Annotated in this window: 14 protein-coding genes and 1 riboswitch; of the genes, 2 read left to right on the top strand and 12 right to left on the bottom strand. The window is 61.1% G+C overall.

What is annotated here, in order from left to right; genetic code table 11:
- Nucleotides 1–139 precede the first annotated feature (139 nt).
- From DXD39_RS01275 to groES, 11 genes are all read right to left on the bottom strand, one after another.
- Complete coding sequence (locus tag DXD39_RS01275; RefSeq protein ID WP_117802902.1) at nucleotides 140–1,423, bottom strand: aminotransferase class III-fold pyridoxal phosphate-dependent enzyme; 1,284 nt, start codon at nucleotides 1,421–1,423, stop codon at nucleotides 140–142.
- A 69-nt stretch (nucleotides 1,424–1,492) separates the two neighbouring features.
- Nucleotides 1,493–2,473 carry an acetylglutamate kinase gene (gene argB / locus DXD39_RS01270; RefSeq protein ID WP_117637585.1) on the bottom strand — a complete coding sequence of 327 codons (981 nt, stop codon included), beginning with the start codon at nucleotides 2,471–2,473 and terminating at the stop codon, nucleotides 1,493–1,495.
- Nucleotides 2,474–2,554: 81 nt separating this feature from the next.
- Nucleotides 2,555–3,823 (bottom strand): bifunctional glutamate N-acetyltransferase/amino-acid acetyltransferase ArgJ, encoded by a 1,269-nt coding sequence (gene argJ / locus DXD39_RS01265; protein WP_199572103.1) that lies wholly within the window; start codon nucleotides 3,821–3,823, stop codon nucleotides 2,555–2,557.
- Between the two features lie 135 nt (nucleotides 3,824–3,958).
- Nucleotides 3,959–5,029 (bottom strand): N-acetyl-gamma-glutamyl-phosphate reductase, encoded by a 1,071-nt coding sequence (gene argC / locus DXD39_RS01260; protein WP_117802901.1) that lies wholly within the window; start codon nucleotides 5,027–5,029, stop codon nucleotides 3,959–3,961.
- Nucleotides 5,030–5,286: 257 nt separating this feature from the next.
- Entirely contained in the window at nucleotides 5,287–5,697 is a 411-nt protein-coding gene (locus tag DXD39_RS01255; protein WP_117637582.1) for a pyridoxamine 5'-phosphate oxidase family protein, read from the bottom strand.
- Nucleotides 5,698–5,748: 51 nt separating this feature from the next.
- Entirely contained in the window at nucleotides 5,749–6,195 is a 447-nt protein-coding gene (locus DXD39_RS01250) for a pyridoxamine 5'-phosphate oxidase family protein (RefSeq protein ID WP_117637581.1), read from the bottom strand.
- A 30-nt stretch (nucleotides 6,196–6,225) separates the two neighbouring features.
- Nucleotides 6,226–7,026, bottom strand: coding sequence for an energy-coupling factor transporter transmembrane protein EcfT (locus tag DXD39_RS01245; RefSeq protein WP_117802900.1), 801 nt, complete (start codon nucleotides 7,024–7,026; stop codon nucleotides 6,226–6,228).
- Complete coding sequence (locus DXD39_RS01240) at nucleotides 7,026–8,930, bottom strand: energy-coupling factor transporter ATPase (protein WP_117802899.1); 1,905 nt, start codon at nucleotides 8,928–8,930, stop codon at nucleotides 7,026–7,028. Before DXD39_RS01240 ends, DXD39_RS01245 begins: the two co-directional genes overlap by 1 nt.
- Nucleotides 8,927–9,517 carry an ECF transporter S component gene (locus DXD39_RS01235; RefSeq protein ID WP_117655907.1) on the bottom strand — a complete coding sequence of 197 codons (591 nt, stop codon included), beginning with the start codon at nucleotides 9,515–9,517 and terminating at the stop codon, nucleotides 8,927–8,929. The genes DXD39_RS01240 and DXD39_RS01235 overlap by 4 nt, the downstream gene beginning before the upstream one ends.
- Before the next feature lie 5 nt (nucleotides 9,518–9,522).
- Nucleotides 9,523–9,715, bottom strand: a riboswitch (FMN riboswitch).
- Between the two features lie 396 nt (nucleotides 9,716–10,111).
- Nucleotides 10,112–11,749 carry a chaperonin GroEL gene (gene groL, locus DXD39_RS01230; protein WP_022094352.1) on the bottom strand — a complete coding sequence of 546 codons (1,638 nt, stop codon included), beginning with the start codon at nucleotides 11,747–11,749 and terminating at the stop codon, nucleotides 10,112–10,114.
- Nucleotides 11,750–11,847: 98 nt separating this feature from the next.
- The gene (gene groES, locus DXD39_RS01225; protein ID WP_089572547.1) at nucleotides 11,848–12,141 is read right to left on the bottom strand and encodes a co-chaperone GroES; all 294 of its coding nucleotides are present in this window, start codon (nucleotides 12,139–12,141) and stop codon (nucleotides 11,848–11,850) included.
- A 283-nt stretch (nucleotides 12,142–12,424) separates the two neighbouring features.
- Here groES and DXD39_RS01220 point away from each other — a divergent pair, with 283 nt between their 5' ends.
- Both DXD39_RS01220 and DXD39_RS01215 read left to right on the top strand, forming a co-directional pair.
- Complete coding sequence (locus DXD39_RS01220; protein WP_117802898.1) at nucleotides 12,425–12,793, top strand: hypothetical protein; 369 nt, start codon at nucleotides 12,425–12,427, stop codon at nucleotides 12,791–12,793.
- 352 nt (nucleotides 12,794–13,145) lie between these two features.
- Complete coding sequence (locus tag DXD39_RS01215; RefSeq protein ID WP_117802897.1) at nucleotides 13,146–15,209, top strand: LTA synthase family protein; 2,064 nt, start codon at nucleotides 13,146–13,148, stop codon at nucleotides 15,207–15,209.
- Nucleotides 15,210–15,813: 604 nt separating this feature from the next.
- On the opposite strand, the gene DXD39_RS01210 is transcribed toward DXD39_RS01215, so the two are convergent.
- Entirely contained in the window at nucleotides 15,814–17,451 is a 1,638-nt protein-coding gene (locus DXD39_RS01210) for an amidohydrolase (protein ID WP_233541072.1), read from the bottom strand.
- Nucleotides 17,452–17,501: the final 50 nt, after the last annotated feature.

Genomic DNA, 17,501 nt, shown 5'->3' with positions numbered 1-17,501 from the left:
TCATATTTAATGTTTTTTGACCAGCAGGTCTCCCCGCCTTAGCAAATCTAAGGCAAAACGGGCTCCAGACCGCTGAATCATGCCACATAGGGCACGTCCGCAGTCCGGAACCCGGTCCAAATTGAGTTATTGTGCCGCGTTAGCCCAAGACACCCGCCAGGATCTCGATCAGACTGTCCACGTCGGATTCCTCGCAGACGAGCGGCGGCAGGAAACGCAGCGTATGGGCACCCGTAGCGTTAATCACGGCACCAGCCCCCAATGCACGGGCCACAACGTCGTGTGCATCACCCGCAGTATCGTCCAGATCGCAGCCGAGCATCAAGCCGCGGCCACGCACCTCGGTCACGTTCGGCAGCTTGGCGAGCTTTGCCTCCATATAGGCGCCTACCTTGGCAGCGTGGTCGGCATAATCGCCGCGCACGAGTGCGGAGAGCGTCGCGGCACACGCCGCGATGGCCAAGCAGCTACCGCCAAACGTCGAGCCGTGGTCGCCCGGCTTAAACACGTCGGCAATCTCCTTCTTTGCTACGACGGCACCCATGGGCACGCCATCAGCAATGCCCTTGGCAAGGCTCATGATGTCGGGTTCCACGCCATAGGCTTGGAATGCAAACGGCTTGCCGCAGCGGAAGATGCCGCACTGGACCTCGTCGGCGATAAGCACGGCGCCCACTTCGTGTGCCAGGTCGCGCGCTGCCGCCATAAACTCCTCGGTCATGGGGTGCACACCGCTCTCGCCCTGGATCGGCTCGAGCATCACGGCACAAATTTCGCTCCCCAGATGCTTAAAGATCGCACGCAGTTCATCGATATCGTTGGGCGTGCAGGCCACAAAGCCACCCGGCAGCGGGCGGAAACTATCCTGCAGCCAATCCTGCATGGTGGCGGCAATGGTCTCAAGCGTTCTGCCATGGAAACCGCCGCGCATGCACACGATGGTGTTGCCACCGTTACCGGCACGCTTGGCGTACAGGCGCGCGAGCTTCATCGAGCCCTCGTTGGCCTCGGCGCCGGAGTTGGCAAAGAAGGTCTCCCACACCTGCTCGTCCGCAGCCGGGGCACCAAGAGCAGCTGCCGTGATCTCATCGCCGGCGGCAATGGCATCGGCAAGCACGCGCGCACCATCTACGTCGTCGTTAGCAAGCTTGGACAGCAGCGCCGCGACCTGTCCGCGCTGCTCAATGTAGAAGTAATTGGAGACATGCATGAGCTTTTTGGTCTGTGCCTCGAGCGCCGAGAGCACAGCCGGGTCGCCATGACCTAGGCTGCACACGCCGATGCCGGCAAGAAAGTCGAGGTACTCACGGCCATCGTCGCCGGTGAGCTTCATGCCGTGACCCTCGACAAACTCGACCGGAGAGCGGCCAAAGGTATGCATAACGTAATTGGATTCAAGCGATTGCTGAGCTGCAAGTGACATGGGATGCCTTTCGTTGAGCGCCGAACGGCGCAGGCCTATGGGTGCAGGAATGGGGCGGCTGCGGGTCAGCTAGACCGTCTGAAGCTTCTCGACCTCGTCGAGGTTCTCGGTCAGACGCGCAGCAAACGTCGAAAGCGGATGCGGATGCGTATCGAACTCGTAGGCCGTCTCGGTGGAATGGATCACGGTGCCGACGCCGGCATCGGTCAGCAGCTCCAGCAGCAGCGAATGCGGCGTGGTGCCGTTGATGATGTGGGCACGAAATACGCCGCCGGCAAGCGCATCGACGGCCGCGCGCAGCTTGGGAATCATGCCCTTATCGACCTCGCCGCCGTAGAGCATCTCATTGACCTCGTCGAGCGTCAGGTTGGAGATAAGCGAATCCTTGTCGCCAAAGTCCTTGTACAGACCGTCGACATCGGTCAAGAAAATCGCTTTGTGCGCATGGAGCGCCGCCGCAACGGCACCGGCGGCGGTATCGGCGTTGATGTTGAAGAAACCGCCGTCCTCCCCCGCCGCGACGGTAGCGATGACGGGGATGTACTCGCTATCGAGTAAGCGCTCGATATAGTCGGTGTTAACGTGTGTCACTTTGCCCACTCGACCGAGCTCGGGGTCGAGAGGCTCGGCGATGAGCGTGCCGGCATCGCTGCCCGACACGCCCACGGCCAGGTTGCCGTGGTGGTTGATGGCAGCAACCAGCTCCTGGTTGACCTTGCCGCCCAGTACCTCGCGCACGATATCCATGGTCGCCGGCGTGGTCACGCGCTGGCCGTTCTTAAACTCGACGGGAATATCGTAATGGCTCAGCGCCTCGTTGATAGCCTTGCCGCCACCATGCACGATGACGGGACGCATACCGATGATCTTGAGCAGGACGATGTCGCTCATCACGTCGCGGCGCAGCTGCTCGTCGACCATGGCGGCTCCGCCATATTTGATAACAACCGTCTTGCCGGTCAGGTTCTTAATCCACGGCAGCGCTTCGAACAGCAGCTGCGCGGTTGCTTCGTTGGATTCGCTCGATCGACAATCGCGTGCGAATTTCATAATCTGCCTCGTCTTTCGTATCGTTATCGCGCCGTGCTCCGCTGTCCGCAATCGCGGCAAGATGCGCAGCGTGCCTGGAATCTAGGAACGGTAGTCGCCGTTGATGGAGATGTACTCATGCGTGAGGTCGCAGGTCCACACGGTCGTTGCCGCGTCGCCTGCGCCCAGGTCGGCCGAGATCACGATCTCGGGCGCCTCGAAACGTCGTAGAGCCTCGTCCTCGTCAAAGGGAACAGTCAGACCGTCGCGACAGACAGGCATGCCCATCATGTCGATGGACACATCTTCTTGGTTAAACTGCACGCCGCACTTGCCGAGCGCCATGGCAACGCGGCCCCAGTTGCAGTCGTGGCCGGCGATGCAGGTCTTGACGAGCGGCGAGTTGGCGACAGCACGAGCGGCGATATCGGCCTCCTCGTCGTTCACGGCGCCGGTGACGTTGACCGTCACGAGCTTGGACGCGCCCTCGCCATCTGCGGCGATGTTGCGCGCCAGGCTCTCGCACACCTCATGCACGGCAAAGGCCAGCTCGTCGAAGGCGTCAGAGCCCTCAACAATAGGCCCGGCATCTGCGGCAGCGGCGCCGGAGGCAAGCATGATGCAGGTGTCGTTGGTCGAGGTGTCGGAATCGACCGTTACCTTGTTGAAGGTCTGCTTGACAGTGGAGAGCAACAGGGCGTGGAGCGCCGCCGGCTCGACGGGGGCATCGGTAGTGATGACCGCGATCATGGTTGCCATGTTGGGCATGATCATGCCCGAGCCCTTGCACATACCGCCCACCGTATAGGCATTGCCTGCGTGCCCCGCGGCCTCGCTGCGATAACACACGGCATACTCCTTGGAGTGCGTGTCGGTCGTCATGATAGCGCGGGCGGCATCGGCACCGCCATGGGCGGAGAGCGCCTCGTAGGCGGCAGGAACGGCAGTCTCAAACGCGTCGATCGGCAGAATCTGTCCGATCACGCCCGTGGAGGCGACAAGAATCTGCTGAGGTTCGCAGCCGATGACCTGCGAGGCGATATTGCAGGTCTCGCGCGCGCAGGCAAGACCGGTCTCACCCGTGGCGGCGTTGGCATTGCCAGAGTTGACCGAAACGCCGGCAATGACGCCGTAGCCCTTGTCCGCACCGCCCAGGTTGGCACGGCTCACCTGCACGGGCGCCGCACAAAAGCGATTAGTCGTAAACACGCCGGCCCCGGGACAGGGTTTATCGGGCACGACGAGCGCGTAATCCAGACGCTCGGGATTCTTGCGGAATCCGGCATGGATGCCCGCTGCCTTAAAGCCGGCCGCTGCCGTAACGCCGCCTTCGACGGCGCGAATCTTGATATCAATCAGCTCGGTATTCATCGTCCCTATGACTCCCCATATCAAATAAAAAAGCGGGCATCGGCTAGCGCGCCACGCTGGTCGCAATTGCTTGACCAGCTTAAGAGTGGCGCCTCACTCGATGCCCGACTACCAAATCGTTAATAATCGAATGTGCTACACCGGGCACGCCACCGTGGGCAAGCCTCGTCGCTCGTCAAAACCAAAGACGATGTTGGCGCACTGGACCGCCTGGCCTGCTGCACCCTTGCATAGATTGTCGATGGCGCCCGTAGCCACCAGAACGCCCGCGCGCTTGTTGAGCGCGAGGCCGATCTGGGCGGCGTTGGTGCCGACGACCGAAGCCGTCTTGGGCTGCTGGCCGGCATCGAGCACGCGCACAAAGGTGCGACCGGCGTAGAACTGCTTGTAATGGTCGACAACGTCCTCAAGGGTCAAGGTATCGAGAGCCTGCGGCGCGAGCGGCAGCGTCACCGTGGAGAGCAGACCGCGCTTGAGCGGTGCCAGGTGCGGGGTAAAGACGACGCGATCGGTCAGGCCAAGGATTTGCTCAATCTCGGGCGTGTGGCGATGCTTGCCCACGCCGTAGGCCTCCAAGTTCTCGTCGGCGCTGCAAAAATGGGTGCGGGCGTTGCAGGACTTACCGGCGCCCGTCACGCCGCTAATGGCATCGACAATCACGGGGCCGTTCTCGGCCACCCAGCCCGCGCGCACGGCGGGCGCGGCGGCAAGGCTCGTTGCGGTGGGATAGCAACCGGCGCAGGCGACCAGCACGGGTTTGCCGTCGGCATGGTCGGATGCAGCGGTCTCCAAGTCCTGGCAGAACAGCTCGGGCAGACCGAAGGCACGGGTCTTGAGCAGCTCGGGGCTCGTATGCTCGGCGGCATACCAAGCCTCAAAAACGGACGCGTCGTTCAGACGGTAGTCGGCCGAAAGATCAAAGCAGGAGACGCCCGATGCAAGCAGCGCGGGCACCTGTGCCATGGCAGCCGTGTGCGGCACGGCCAAAAAGACCGCGTCGCAGTTCTTGAGCTCAGGGGCATCATGCGTCGTAAAGACAAGATCGCTTACGCCGGTGAAGCTCGGGTGCACCGCAGACAACGGCTGGCCGGCATCGGCGTTGGACGTAATGGCAGCAAGTTCAAACTCGGGATGACCGAGGACGAGGCGAATGAGCTCGGCTCCGGCATATCCAGCCGCGCCGACGATTCCAACCTTTAAAGACATATCAGACTCCTTGTCTGCGATTTATGCACCGATGCGCATTTCGCAGCGGTCGTTATGAAGTGGATTGAAACTTTAGCACCAAAAGATGCATTAATACGTAAATGGCTTGCATATTCATGCATTGAAACATTCCCGACACATTCGCTTGAAGGAATTGACAAATGGAGCGGGCCCCGTATTGACCGGCGCTCCTAACGGCGCCGGGCAAGACGGGGCCCGCCCATGCGAAAACCAAGTTGTTAGGATGAGCCAGCTGGCTAGAGCTCGACCGGCACCCATTCGTCGTGATTGCAGATAAAAGCCTCGGGATCCTCGACGCTAAAGAAGACGAGCGTGGGGTCGTTAGGCCCCTCATAGTGCTCGCCCAGGCGCTCTAGATGCTTCCACCCAGCTTCGCGCATTTCGCCTAAAGCCCGGTCATCCAAGCCGGCACGCCCGCGCAAGATGAGCCAGCCATGGCCCGGCCACCAACTCGTGGCCTCAAAGCGCTGGTTTTGCAGCAGCTCTTGCCACACATCTTTGGTGCGCGCTGTTACAAACCACAGCTTGCCGTCCTGGATCTGCGCAAACGAAAACGGACGCACATGAGGCTGTCCGTCAACGCTCGTCGCCAAATACCATGCCGGCACCGACGTCAGATACTCCAACACCGTATTCAATCCGTCCATGTGTCCTCCTGGCGCTAGCTAATTCGGAACGGGTAGTTAATTTGAGACGCGCTAGAGCTCCAGGCGCTCCTCGCTGCCGTCGATATCACAGAAGCGCGCGGCAATGTTGCGGACCGAAAAGAAAGCAAGGCGGCCGTCGTTGGCACTCTCGTGTTCCTCGCCGATGCCCACCATGTGCTTAAAACCCGCTTGACGCACCTTGTCGCTCGCAACTGCGTCGTCCTCAAGTGCGGCTTCGCCGGTCAATACGATCCAGCATTCCCCCGGCTTCCAGCCCGAGAGCTCAAACTTGGGATTCGCACTCAGCTCCGCCCACACATCCTTGTCGCGCGACGTGCAAAACCACAGCTTACCTTCATCGACCATGGCAAACGAAAACGGCCTCACGCGAGGCTGATGCCCGTCGGCCACATCGGTCGTGGCCAGATACCACGCCGGAATGCGCCTGAGATACGAGCAGGCGCGCTCAAGCTGAGCTGTGCGGTCGTTGTCGGTCATAGGGACCCCTTTCTTGCGCTCGAATCGCGCCTAAACAAGTTGAAGGTTGACGACGATGACACACGCAAACAGCAGCATCGTCACCACCGCAGCCAGCGCATCCCCGCGGCGAAATGCAAGCGCATGCAGACGCGTGCGGCCCTGCTCGCCGTGATAGCAGCGTGCATCCATGGCGGCAGACAACGTCTCGGCATGACGGAACACGCCCGTGAACAGTGGAATCGCCACACTGCCGAGCATACGCACGCCGCCGAGCGGGCCACCCGTTACGCGTGCACCGCGGCTTGCCTGCGCGTCCGCCGTCTGCTTCATCTCGGTGGCGAACTGCGGCATAAAGCGCAACGCGATGCCCATGATCATGCCGAGCTCATGCGCCGGAAGCCCCACGCGCGCAAACGGTGCGAGCAGACGCTCAAAGCCCGCGGTGAGGTCGAGCGTCGGTGTGGTGAGCGTAATGGCGCTCATGCCGGCCATCATCAGGGTCAGGCGACACGCCATAAAGGCGGCAGAACGCAGTGAGCCCTCGCTTATCTGCAGAAAGCCGAGCTGCCACAGGATGCGCCCACTCTGATCGGTAAACAAGTTGAGCACCGCGACCACGACGACGACTGCCAGCAGCGGCGCCATCGACGACAGAACGCGACGAGCCGGCACCCGGGACACGACATAGATCAGCACAACGAAAATTGCGACAGGGGCCAATCCGCGGAAGCCGCCGACGGTCAGCGTCGTGATCAAAAACACAAAGCCCAGGAGCAGCTTGGTGCGCGGATCCAGGCGATGGATCGCGCTATCGCTCGGATAGTAGCTGCCAAACGAAAACGCCTCCATCAGCAACCCTCCTCTCGCGCGACCGTTTCGGATTTGGCCTTGTCCGAGACGTTAGAAGAACCGCCTGAGCGACCGATCGGCAAATCTGCCAACTCGTCGGCCAACGACTCAACCGTATAGAGCCCGCCGCGATGCAGCGGCACGCCCGCTTCCGCGAGCGCCAACGCCATGCGCTGGGCAGCGGGAACACCCAAGCCGATTGATTTAAGCTCATCCGCATGCGCAAAAACCTGAGCGGGCGTGCCCTCAGCAAACACCGCGCCCTCGTTCATCACGACAATACGATCGCAGCAATTGGCAAGGTCATCCATACTGTGTGAGACCATGACGACGGTCAGGCCCCCATGGTGAAGTCGATCGATGAGCTCCAGGAAATCACTGCGCGCCGCCGGATCGAGCCCCGCCATGGGCTCATCGAGTACCAGGACCTCGGGCTCCATGGCAAGCACGCCAGCAAACGCCACGCGCCGCTGTTGGCCACCCGAAAGCTCAAAGGGACTCTTGTCGCCCACCGTGGCCAAGTCGAGGCCCACGCGCGCGAGCGATGACTCAACGCGGCGCGCGACCTCGGCCTGCGACAAGCCAAGGTTGTGCGGGCCAAACGCCACGTCCTGCGTCACGGTTTCGGCAAACAGCTGACGCTCGGGATATTGAAACACCACGCCGACCTTGGCCTTAACCGCGGCGGCATCTTTCTTGTTTGCCAGGTCGAGCCCCAACGCGTAAACGGAACCCTCCTGGGGGCGAATCAAACCGTTGAGATGCTGGACCAGCGTCGACTTACCCGAACCGGTATGGCCTGCTAAGCCCAGGAACTCGCCGCGACGCGCCGTCAGCGATACATCGCGCAGCGCCCACGGGCTGCTGGGGTCGTTTCCCCAGAGAGCCTGTTTGCTCGATTTGCCCGCAACGGCCGAGCGCTTATGCCAGCGGCGACGCTCGCGCAGACTGAGCGAATAACTGTACGAAACATGGGATAGCTCGATGACAGGCTCCGACGCGTTGTCCTCGTTGTCTACCGGAACAGTGCCGTCAGCGATTTCCAACTGGGACGCGGAAGGCTGCCCCGCAGTGCCTGCCCCGCTCCGCTCGGTATAGGCCTGCGCAACCTCGGCAACCATATCCGCCTCGCGCACCTGCGCGCAAACGGGTACGCCCTTCGCACGAAGTGCCATGCCCAAACGGCACGACTCCGGCATGTCCAGGTTGAGCTGCGCAAGTTCGTCCGCCCGCGTCAAGATTTCCTCGGGCGTACCGAGCATGGCAACGCGCCCCGCCTGAAACACCGCGACTCGATCGGCCTCGGCGGCCTCTTCCATAAAGTGCGTAATCATCACGATGGTCATGCCGCGAGCGTGCAACGCGCGGCAAGCCTTCATGAGGCCCTTGCGTCCACGCGGATCGAGCATCGAGGAAGCCTCGTCCAATATGAGCACGCGCGGTTCCATGGCAAGCACGCCGGCAAGCGCCACGCGCTGCTTTTGGCCACCCGAGAGCGCATGGGTCTCGTGGCGCTCAAAGCCCACCAGGCCCACGGCCTTCAGCACATCTCGCACACGCTGCGCGATCTGGGCCGATGGCACGCCAAGGTTTTCGGGACCGAACGCAACATCGTCCTCGACAAGCGTCGCCACCAGCTGATCATCCGGGTTCTGGAACACCATGCCCGCAGTCGAGCGGATGTCGTAGACCAGCTCGGGATCGGACGCGTCCATGCCGTTGACGCGCACCGTTCCCGTATCGGGCTGCAGCAGCGCGTTCAAATGCTTGGCGAACGTCGACTTGCCCGACCCGTTTCCGCCGAGGATGCAGAAAAACTCGCCATCCTCGATGTTCAGATCGATGCCGTCGAGTGCCGGTGTGGCACCGTCATAGCTAAAGGAAACGCCCCGACACTCAATCATGCGCGGCCTTTGACCTGGTCCTTCTTGGGCGTAATGAGATTAGAGACCGCCTTGTACACCGCCAGCGTCAACACCGAGTTGAGCACGGTCTTGATGAGGTTGAACGGCAGCACGGCAGGAATCATGAGCGGGGCGATCACATCGACCGAGCCATACCAGAACCAAACACCAATGGTAAGGTTTGCGACCATAGACAACGCCGTAGCGGCAATGACGCCGAGCGCTAGGCCAATCACGGCACCCTTATAGGTATGCATCTTCTGGTAGACGATAGCCGCGGGCAGAATGTAGCCCAGCGTGGCAACCAGGTTCATAAGCGCGCCGACCCAGTCGCCCGTAGTGAGCGCATGGATAACGATCGCCATGGCGGCAACAGCAGTACCGGCACCGGGGCCATATGCAAACCCACACACCATCGCCGGCACCAGCGACGGGTCATAGGTCAAAAACGGCGCCGAAGGAAGGATGGGCAGCTGCACGTACATAAACAGGGCACCCAAGGCGCACATCAACGCCATGGTAACGAGCTGTTTGGTGCTCCACCTATTCGTGTTCTCAAAATGGATATGCTGCGACTGTTCAGACATAAGATCACCTGCCTCTTTCATCCGGACTCTAACCGTTGGTACTGGAATCTCACCAGTTCAGCCGGCATGCGAACCAACGCACACACGGGTCGCGGACTCCTCGGCTCGGCCGCAGGCATCTCGCCTGCGCCACGGCGCCCCTTTGACACCGCCCGATTTACCGCCAGTGGGGAATTTCACCCCGCCCTGAAACAGCAATTGCAAGTGTAGCACGAGCAATCGTTCGCGCAAGTATGCCAAGGGTAATTTGTGGTGGGGAAACGCTCCAGAAATGCGGTAGGGACAAGTTAGCGCAACAATCACGTCCTCCATCCGCCCCAAAGTAGCGCGCCTTTCGCGGCAGAGCCGCGAAACAGCGACCGGGACACGCATCCCCCACAACCACGTCCTCCTCCGCCCGCCGACCTCAAGGCCGTAAACGCAGGGAATCCGGGGGCGTGACGGGGGCTTCTCTCCGGAACATTCCGCAGGACGCAAAGAGGCTCCGCAGCGCGAAGCGCGATGCGGAGCCTCTTTGCATGTCCGAGGACGTTCCGGAGAGAAGCCCCCGTCACGCCCCCGGATCCCCGGTGGGAGTTCTAGACCTTGTCGGCCTTAGTACATACCGCCGCCCTGCTGACCAGCGGTAGCAGCAGCGATAGCATCCTCAAGCTGAGTGTTCTTGGGCACATCGGAGACGGTAGCCTCGGTGATGAGAATCAGGCTGGCGACAGAAGCAGCGTTCTGCAGGGTGACGCGGCTGACCTTGACGGGGTCGAGGACGCCCATCTCGATCATGTCGCCCCACTCGCCGTTGGCAGAGTTGAGACCCTGGCCGGCGGGCAGCTCGGCAACCTTGTCGACCACGACAGCGCCCTCAAAACCAGCGTTCTTGGCGATGGTAGCGACCGGAGCAGTCAGAGCCTTCTTGACGATGTCGACACCGATCTTCTCCTCGGGGTCGTCGAGCTCAACGGCGTCGAGCGCAGGAGCAGCGTCCATGAAGGCGACGCCGCCACCGGCGACAATGCCCTCCTCGACAGCAGCGCGGGTTGCCTGCAGGGCGTCCTCGACGCGGTGCTTGATCTCCTTGAGCTCGGACTCGGTAGCAGCGCCGACCTTGATGACGGCAACGCCACCGGAGAGCTTGGCCAGGCGCTCCTGGAGCTTCTCACGGTCGAAGTCAGAGGTGGTGTTCTCCATCTCACCCTTGATCTGAGCGATACGAGCGTCGATGGCCTCCTTGGAGCCAGCGCCGCCGACGACGACGGTGTTGTCCTTGGAGATAGTGACGGACTTAGCGGTACCGAGCATATCGGCGGTGATGTCAGCGACCTTCACGCCCAGCTCGTCCAGAGCAGCCTGGCCACCGGTGAGGACGGCGATGTCCTCCAGGATGCGCTTGCGGCGATCGCCGTAGCCCGGGGCCTTGACGGCGCAGACGTTGAGGGCGCCACGAATCTTGTTGAGGACGAGGGTCGGCAGAGCCTCGCCATCGATGTCCTCAGCGATGATGAGCAGGCCACGGCCAGCGCGCTGGACAGCCTCGAGAACAGGCATGATGTCCTGGACGCTGGAGATCTTCTGGTCGGTGATGAGGATGTACGGATCCTTCATCACGGCCTCCATGCGGTCGTTATCCGTGACGAAGTAAGCGGAGACGTAGCCCTTGTCGAACTGCATGCCCTCGACGGTGTCGATGGTGATGTCGAACGTCTGGGAATCCTCGACGGTGATGACGCCGTCCTTGCCCACGACCTCCATGGCCTCGGCGATCTTCTCGCCGACCTCGGGGTCACCGGCGGAGATGGTACCGACGGAAGCAATCTGCTCCTTGGTCTCGACCGGCTTGGCCTGCTTCTTCATCTCGGCGACGGCGGCGTTGACGGCCTTGTCGATGCCGCGACGGATGGCCAGCGGGTTGGCGCCAGCGGCGACGTTGCGCAGACCGTCGTTGACGATGGCTTGAGCGAGCAGGGTTGCGGTGGTGGTGCCGTCACCCACGGTGTCGTTGGTCTTGGTGGCGACCTCCTTCACCAGCTGGGCACCCATGTTCTCGATGTTGTCCTCGAGCTCAATCTCCTTGGCGACGGAAACGCCGTCGTTGGTGATGGTCGGGGCACCAAACGTGCGCTGCAGAGCAACGTAGCGACCCTTGGGGCCCATGGTGACGGTAACGGCGTCGGCCAGAGTGTTGACACCCTTGGCGAGCTTAGCGCGGGCATCGGTGTTGAACGTAATGTTCTTTGCCATGGTAGGTAATCCTCCAAAAGAAACGTGACTCGCGTCGCCGCACCGAGTCATTTGCGGCGGGCGCGTTCAAAGACGAATCGTGCGATTCCGGCTGAGGCTTAGGCCTCGACGACGGCGTAGATGTCGTCGGCGCGCATCAGCAGATACTTCTCGCCGTCGACCTTGACCTCGTTGCCACCGAATTTACCGTAGATGACAACGTCGCCTTCCTTGACGTCCATGGGGATGCGCTCACCCTTGTCGTTGACCTTGCCGGCGCCAACGGCAACGATGGTGCCGCGCTGCGGCTTCTCCTGAGCGTTGCTGGCGATATACAGACCAGAAGCGGTCTTCTGCTCGGCCTCGTCGGGCTTGACCAGAACACGATCTGCAAGCGGCTTCAAAGACGACATGCTTGTCTCCTCCTTTTTGGGCCGCGTGGTTATGCCACGCGAATTAACCCTTTTTGTTTGCGTACGCGTTGAATGGTACCCACGAATGGCGGGTTATACAACACGGAGTCAAAAAATCTTATTTTTTGGCACTTAGATTTTCTGAATGTCGGAGGATAACTTATGCGCAGCCCCAAGGCGGACCGGAAAGCATGAAGTTTTAGCGCGGCAACTTTGTGAATCAGCTTCTCAAGACTACAATCCTCCAGATGAAATATGCCCAGATGAGAGGAAGGGAGGGCAGATGACCGATGAGCTGAGCACCTCGGCATGGCGAGATATAGCACCGAATCGCGATGCACGCGACTCCATGCCGCCCGTTCGCACTCGCCTGCTCGCCCTGGCTCTCGTCTTCGCCCTTCTCGCGGTAACCATCCTCTCCCCCATCGCAACCGCCCATGAGTTGCATCATGACTGCACCGGCGCGGGCTGCACCATCTGCGCCGAGCTCGCCGGCAATCTGTCGATCGCCCGTGGCGGTGACACCGTCCCCGTGGGCGCGACATCGTTCATCACCCTCTTGCTGATCTCCGCCCTAGCCGTCATCGGCACCGAGCGATCTTCATATGCCCCGGTCACCCTATTATCCCTCAGGGTCCGTCTGGACGATTAACGGCTCCCAATTGAATCAAATAGCTACCGCGTGCCACAGCGGCATCGCCTTCGGCCGTCGGCACCCCGACGCAGCCGTTTTCAATTCAGAAGCAATCTATGGACAACCGAATCTACCGTCGCCATCCCAAGCGGCGTCCTATTCGTCACCGTGGCCCCATGGCGGCGGCATATATGCCCCTTTTAAGTGCGGTCTTTGCTCTCGCCGCTTCTGACGACAATGCGTCCAGCTCGACCCCGTCGAGGGGCTCACTGACAAACAGCTTAAAGCCGGCGAGGATTACCCACCCATCATGAACGACAACCTGGAGAAGCTCGTGAAGACGCTGAACTAGGAGTAAGGAACAGAGACGATGAAGATGAGCATGAAGGATCTGAAAAGCTGGATGACCGACCATCCCTACCCCCGTACGCTGGCAACGATCGGCGGCGCATCGATATGCTCGATGCTCGCCCTCGAGCTGCCCTCCAACCATGAACTATGGAAGATGCAGGCCGGACCGGCACTTTTGGAGCTTTTGCTCATCTTCTGCTTCTTGTGCCTGTTGTTCTATCTGCCGCACCGCCGTAAGACCCCCGCAATCGTTGGCATCGTTGCGCTCGCCAGCATCGGTATCGCCGAGCACTTCGTAATCACGTTCAAATCGATGCCCATCCAACCCGGAGACCTGTTCGCCCTCTCGACCGCTGCGACGGTCGCCGGCAGCTACACCTATGAGCTCAGCACTTTCTGCTTCATGGGGCTTGCTGCCGCGGCCTTGGGAATCGCGCTTATCGTCCTCATTCCGCGTGATGCATGTGGGCGACCGCCGCGCCGCGCATCGGAAACGTCCCCCGAGTCCATCGACCATGCGATGTCTGCGTCTTTGAAATCGAAGGACTCAAAGGCGTCTCCGGCAACCGAGGGGACATCGACAGCGCCGAGGGAGCATCCAGTCGCAACCAAATCCAAACTCCCCCTCTCCGTCGACCGTCGTACCGCACTTGTTGCCGGAGCCGCACTGGGGGCGCAGGCCTTCATCAGCTATTACGACACCTTGGGCATCAAGCTTCATACCTGGAAGCCCCTCGAAAGCTATTACAGTCAGGGGTTTCTCCCCACCTTTATTTCGAGCGCGCAAAAAATGGTGCCGCCTAAACCCAAGCACTACAAGAGCGGTGAGGCCTCGGCGATCATCAAGCGCCTTGCCGCGCGCTGGAACGCGGGCACGAACGGCATCGCCGACCCCTCCCGTGCCGCTGCCGTCGAACAGTTTGACCAGCTCAAGCCCTCAGTCATCTGCATCATGAACGAGTCCTTCGCCGACCTTTCAATCTTTAACGAACTGGGCTGTGGCTATAAGGGGCCCGAGCGCTTCAAAGCCATCGATAACGCGCTTCTGCAGGGAGTGAGCTACACGAGCGCCTTCGGTGCCGGCACCTGTAACAGCGAGTTCGAGTTCTTAACCGGACACTCCATGGCATTCCTGGGCGCTGGCGTCTACCCGTTCATGAGCTACAACCTGGCCCCGAGCGAGAACCTCGCCCGTCAGTTCAAGAGACTCGGCTATCGCACCGTGGCCATGCACCCCAACCACGCCACCAACTGGAATCGCGAGAACGTCTTCGCGGACATGGGATTCGACGAGTTCCTCTCGATCGAGGACTTCGCCGGCGCACCCGAGCTCTGCCGCAAGGTCACCGACGCCGCCACCTACGACAAGTGCCTCGAGGTACTAAAGCAGAGCGACCAGCCGATCTTCATCCACGACGTGACGATGCAAAACCACTCCGCCTATGACACGGGCTTGGTGCCCACCGACCAGCAACTGCACCTTGCCGTCGAAGGTGTGTCCGACAAAGTTATCACCTGGACCAATGAATACTGCTCGCTCATGGAAGCGTCCGATGCCGCCTTCGCCGCCTTTCTGGAAAAGCTGCGTGATCTCGACCGCCCCGTCGTCGTGGTGATGTACGGCGACCACCAGCCGTTCTTCACCGACCGCTACAACGACCTCTACTTTACCGATGAGGACGATGCCACCCATACCGAGCGCATCTGGCAGACACGCTATGTGGTCTGGGCGAACTACGATGTCGCCGGCAACGCACAAACGAGTGGGGAACTCAACACAAGCATCAATAACGTCGGCGCACTCGCACTCAATGCCATCGGTGCCCCGCTCACCGCCTACCAACGCGCACGCTTGCAAAACCGAGCGCACATGCCGGCGATAAACGTGGTGGGGGCGCAGGATGCGCACGGCGTTTGGTATACAGCCGAGGCCAAGTACGTTCCCGCCAAGACCGCTAATGCGCGCGATCGCCTGGACCGCATGCAATATCGTAAGCTCTTCGACCACGAAGGCTCGGTCTTTGCCACCCATAAGCAGGCGGCCGCCAACGAAACCGACCCCAACGCAGCTCCGGGAGCCTAGGGTTGACCAATCTCGGGCCCGGTATTCAGAAAAGTCAGTGCAGCAAAATGGCGATGCGGACAGCGACATGTGCATGGTTTTCGCTGCGCGCACGGGTCCCCTGGGGAGCAGCGTGCATTTTTGGGAGTTTTCAGCAGGCCAGGACGGCTGCATACGCGCCGGACACACCATATTGGTCCCAAGAACGCCTTTGACCGGCGATTTGGGTCGACGGGCAAACCCCGTCAGGACAAAAAAGCGTGCCTCGCGCCGCACCGGACCCCAAAATGACGTCGATCTCCGCAATGCCACCCGACTGCAGCGGCACCGGCAAAGCTCACGGTGCTGAATACTCCATTTTTTGCACGGCCCAGGCGGGGGTACATCAGGACCGGAAAGAACATCTCAACTTTTTTTGCAATCTGCAACTGGAAGTATGCAAAACGCTAAGAGAAAGCATCGCTGATATCCCAATTGAGCGCGCGGAGCAGCAGCGCTTCCACCCTGCGCCCAAATCCAGCAGAGAGGGGACGCTCCTAACGAACCCCCATCGGCAAACAAACGCGGCTCGAGCGCCATCCCAAAATATGCTGCCCGAGCCGCGTTTAACGGTACGGCATGAATATTAGCGCTCGTAGATTAAGTTGCCCGCCAGGTAGGTGGCCTGAACCTTGGTGGCTTGCAGCTCTTGGGGGTCGATGGTGAGCGGGTTTTGGTCCAGGACTACCAGGTCGGCGTATTTGCCGGGCTCTAGGCTGCCGAGGTTTTGCTCGTCGCCCGCTGCGTACGCGCTGCCAAGCGTGTAGCTGCGCAGGGCCGTTGCCGCGTCGATACGCTCGCTCGGCAGCCAGCCGCCCTCGGGCCAGTGGCTGCGGGGATCTTGGCGTGTGATAGCCGTGTAGAGCACGTTCATGCTGGTAACGGCCGTGATGGGGCTGTCGGTACCGAAAGCTTGACGGATACCGCGCTGCTGATAAGTTGCGAACGGCCACATGATGCGGCTGCGTTCCAGGCCCAGGTCGCGCTCCGGGCCACCCGGGTCGAGCGTGATGTGGCAAGGCTGGCTCGAGGCAATGACGTTGAGCTTGCGCAGACGATCGATGTCCTGAGGCAGCAGATTCTCCAGGTGCTCAAGCGTATTGTGGCCGTGCTGGGGCAAGCCGTAGAGCTCTGCCGCCTCCTCAAAGATATCGAGTGCGGCATGGATGGCACCGTCGCCGATAACGTGGATGCGCACGGTATGGTCACGCTCGGCTGCCGCCAAAACCAACTTGCGCATACGCTCGACAGGGACCGTCAGGCGGCCCTGGTCGCCCGGGAAGCGCGGGTTGGTATAGGGCTCAGTGAGGTATGCGGTATGCTCGCTCGACACGCCGTCGAAGAACTGTTTAAAGCCTGGCGCCGAGAGCAGCGCGTTGTTCGCGTAGCGGGTCTGGAGTTCTTCCAAGCGCGACTGGTCATCCAGCAGCGTGGGAAACAGATGGGCGCGGATGCCCAGCTTGCCGGAGGCCTGTAGCTTCTCGTAAACATCGTCGCGAATAAAGTCGCAGCCCGGCATGGGCATGAGCGACATATCGCAGATTGAGGTGATGCCTTGCTCGGCCATACGCTTCATCTGGTCGGCGTAAGCGCTCGCGATGCGGTCCTCGCCCAGCCACTCCAGGCAGCGCGGCAGCAGCTGCATAGCAGCCGCCTCGTGGGCGATACCCGTAAGCTCGCCATTTGCATCTTTGTCGTAACTGCCACCCACCGGAGGCTCGCTGTCGCGCGTAACGCCGAGCGCCTCGAGTGCGCGGCTGTTGAGCCACAGCGTGTGCCCGTCGCCCGAGTACATAACGCAGGGACGATCGGGAAATGCCGCATCGAGCGACGCCTTAGTGGGATGCTCGGGCGGGTCCCAGCGGTAGTCGCGCCAACCCTGCGTTACAACCCAAGCGTCGTCGGGCAGGTCCTGGGAAAACTCAAGCGCGTGTTGTACCAGCGCCGCCTCGGACGTGCCCATATCCATGAGCATGTACGGCGAGGAACCGACCGAGGTATGGAAGAAGTGCAGATGAGCGTCATGGAAACCGGGGCAGACAAACTGCTCGCCGTAGTCGATAACCGACGTGGCGGCAGGAGCGGCGGCAATCACGTCATCGGGCGCACCGACCGCGACGATACGGTCGCCTGCAATGGCAATCGCCAGCTCGCGGGCGGTATCGATACCGTCTTGCGCGGTAAAGACGTTCTTGGAGCGGATAATCCGATCGATATGTTGCATGGGCATCCCCGTCTCTGGCAGGAATTTCAACACTCCCGAGTGTACTCCCC

It is taken from the genome of Collinsella sp. TM04-29 (assembly GCF_003466565.1).
GTDB lineage: Bacteria > Actinomycetota > Coriobacteriia > Coriobacteriales > Coriobacteriaceae > Collinsella.
Note: the sequence above shows the minus strand (reverse complement) of the source record. Positions and strands in the feature narration are given on the sequence as shown.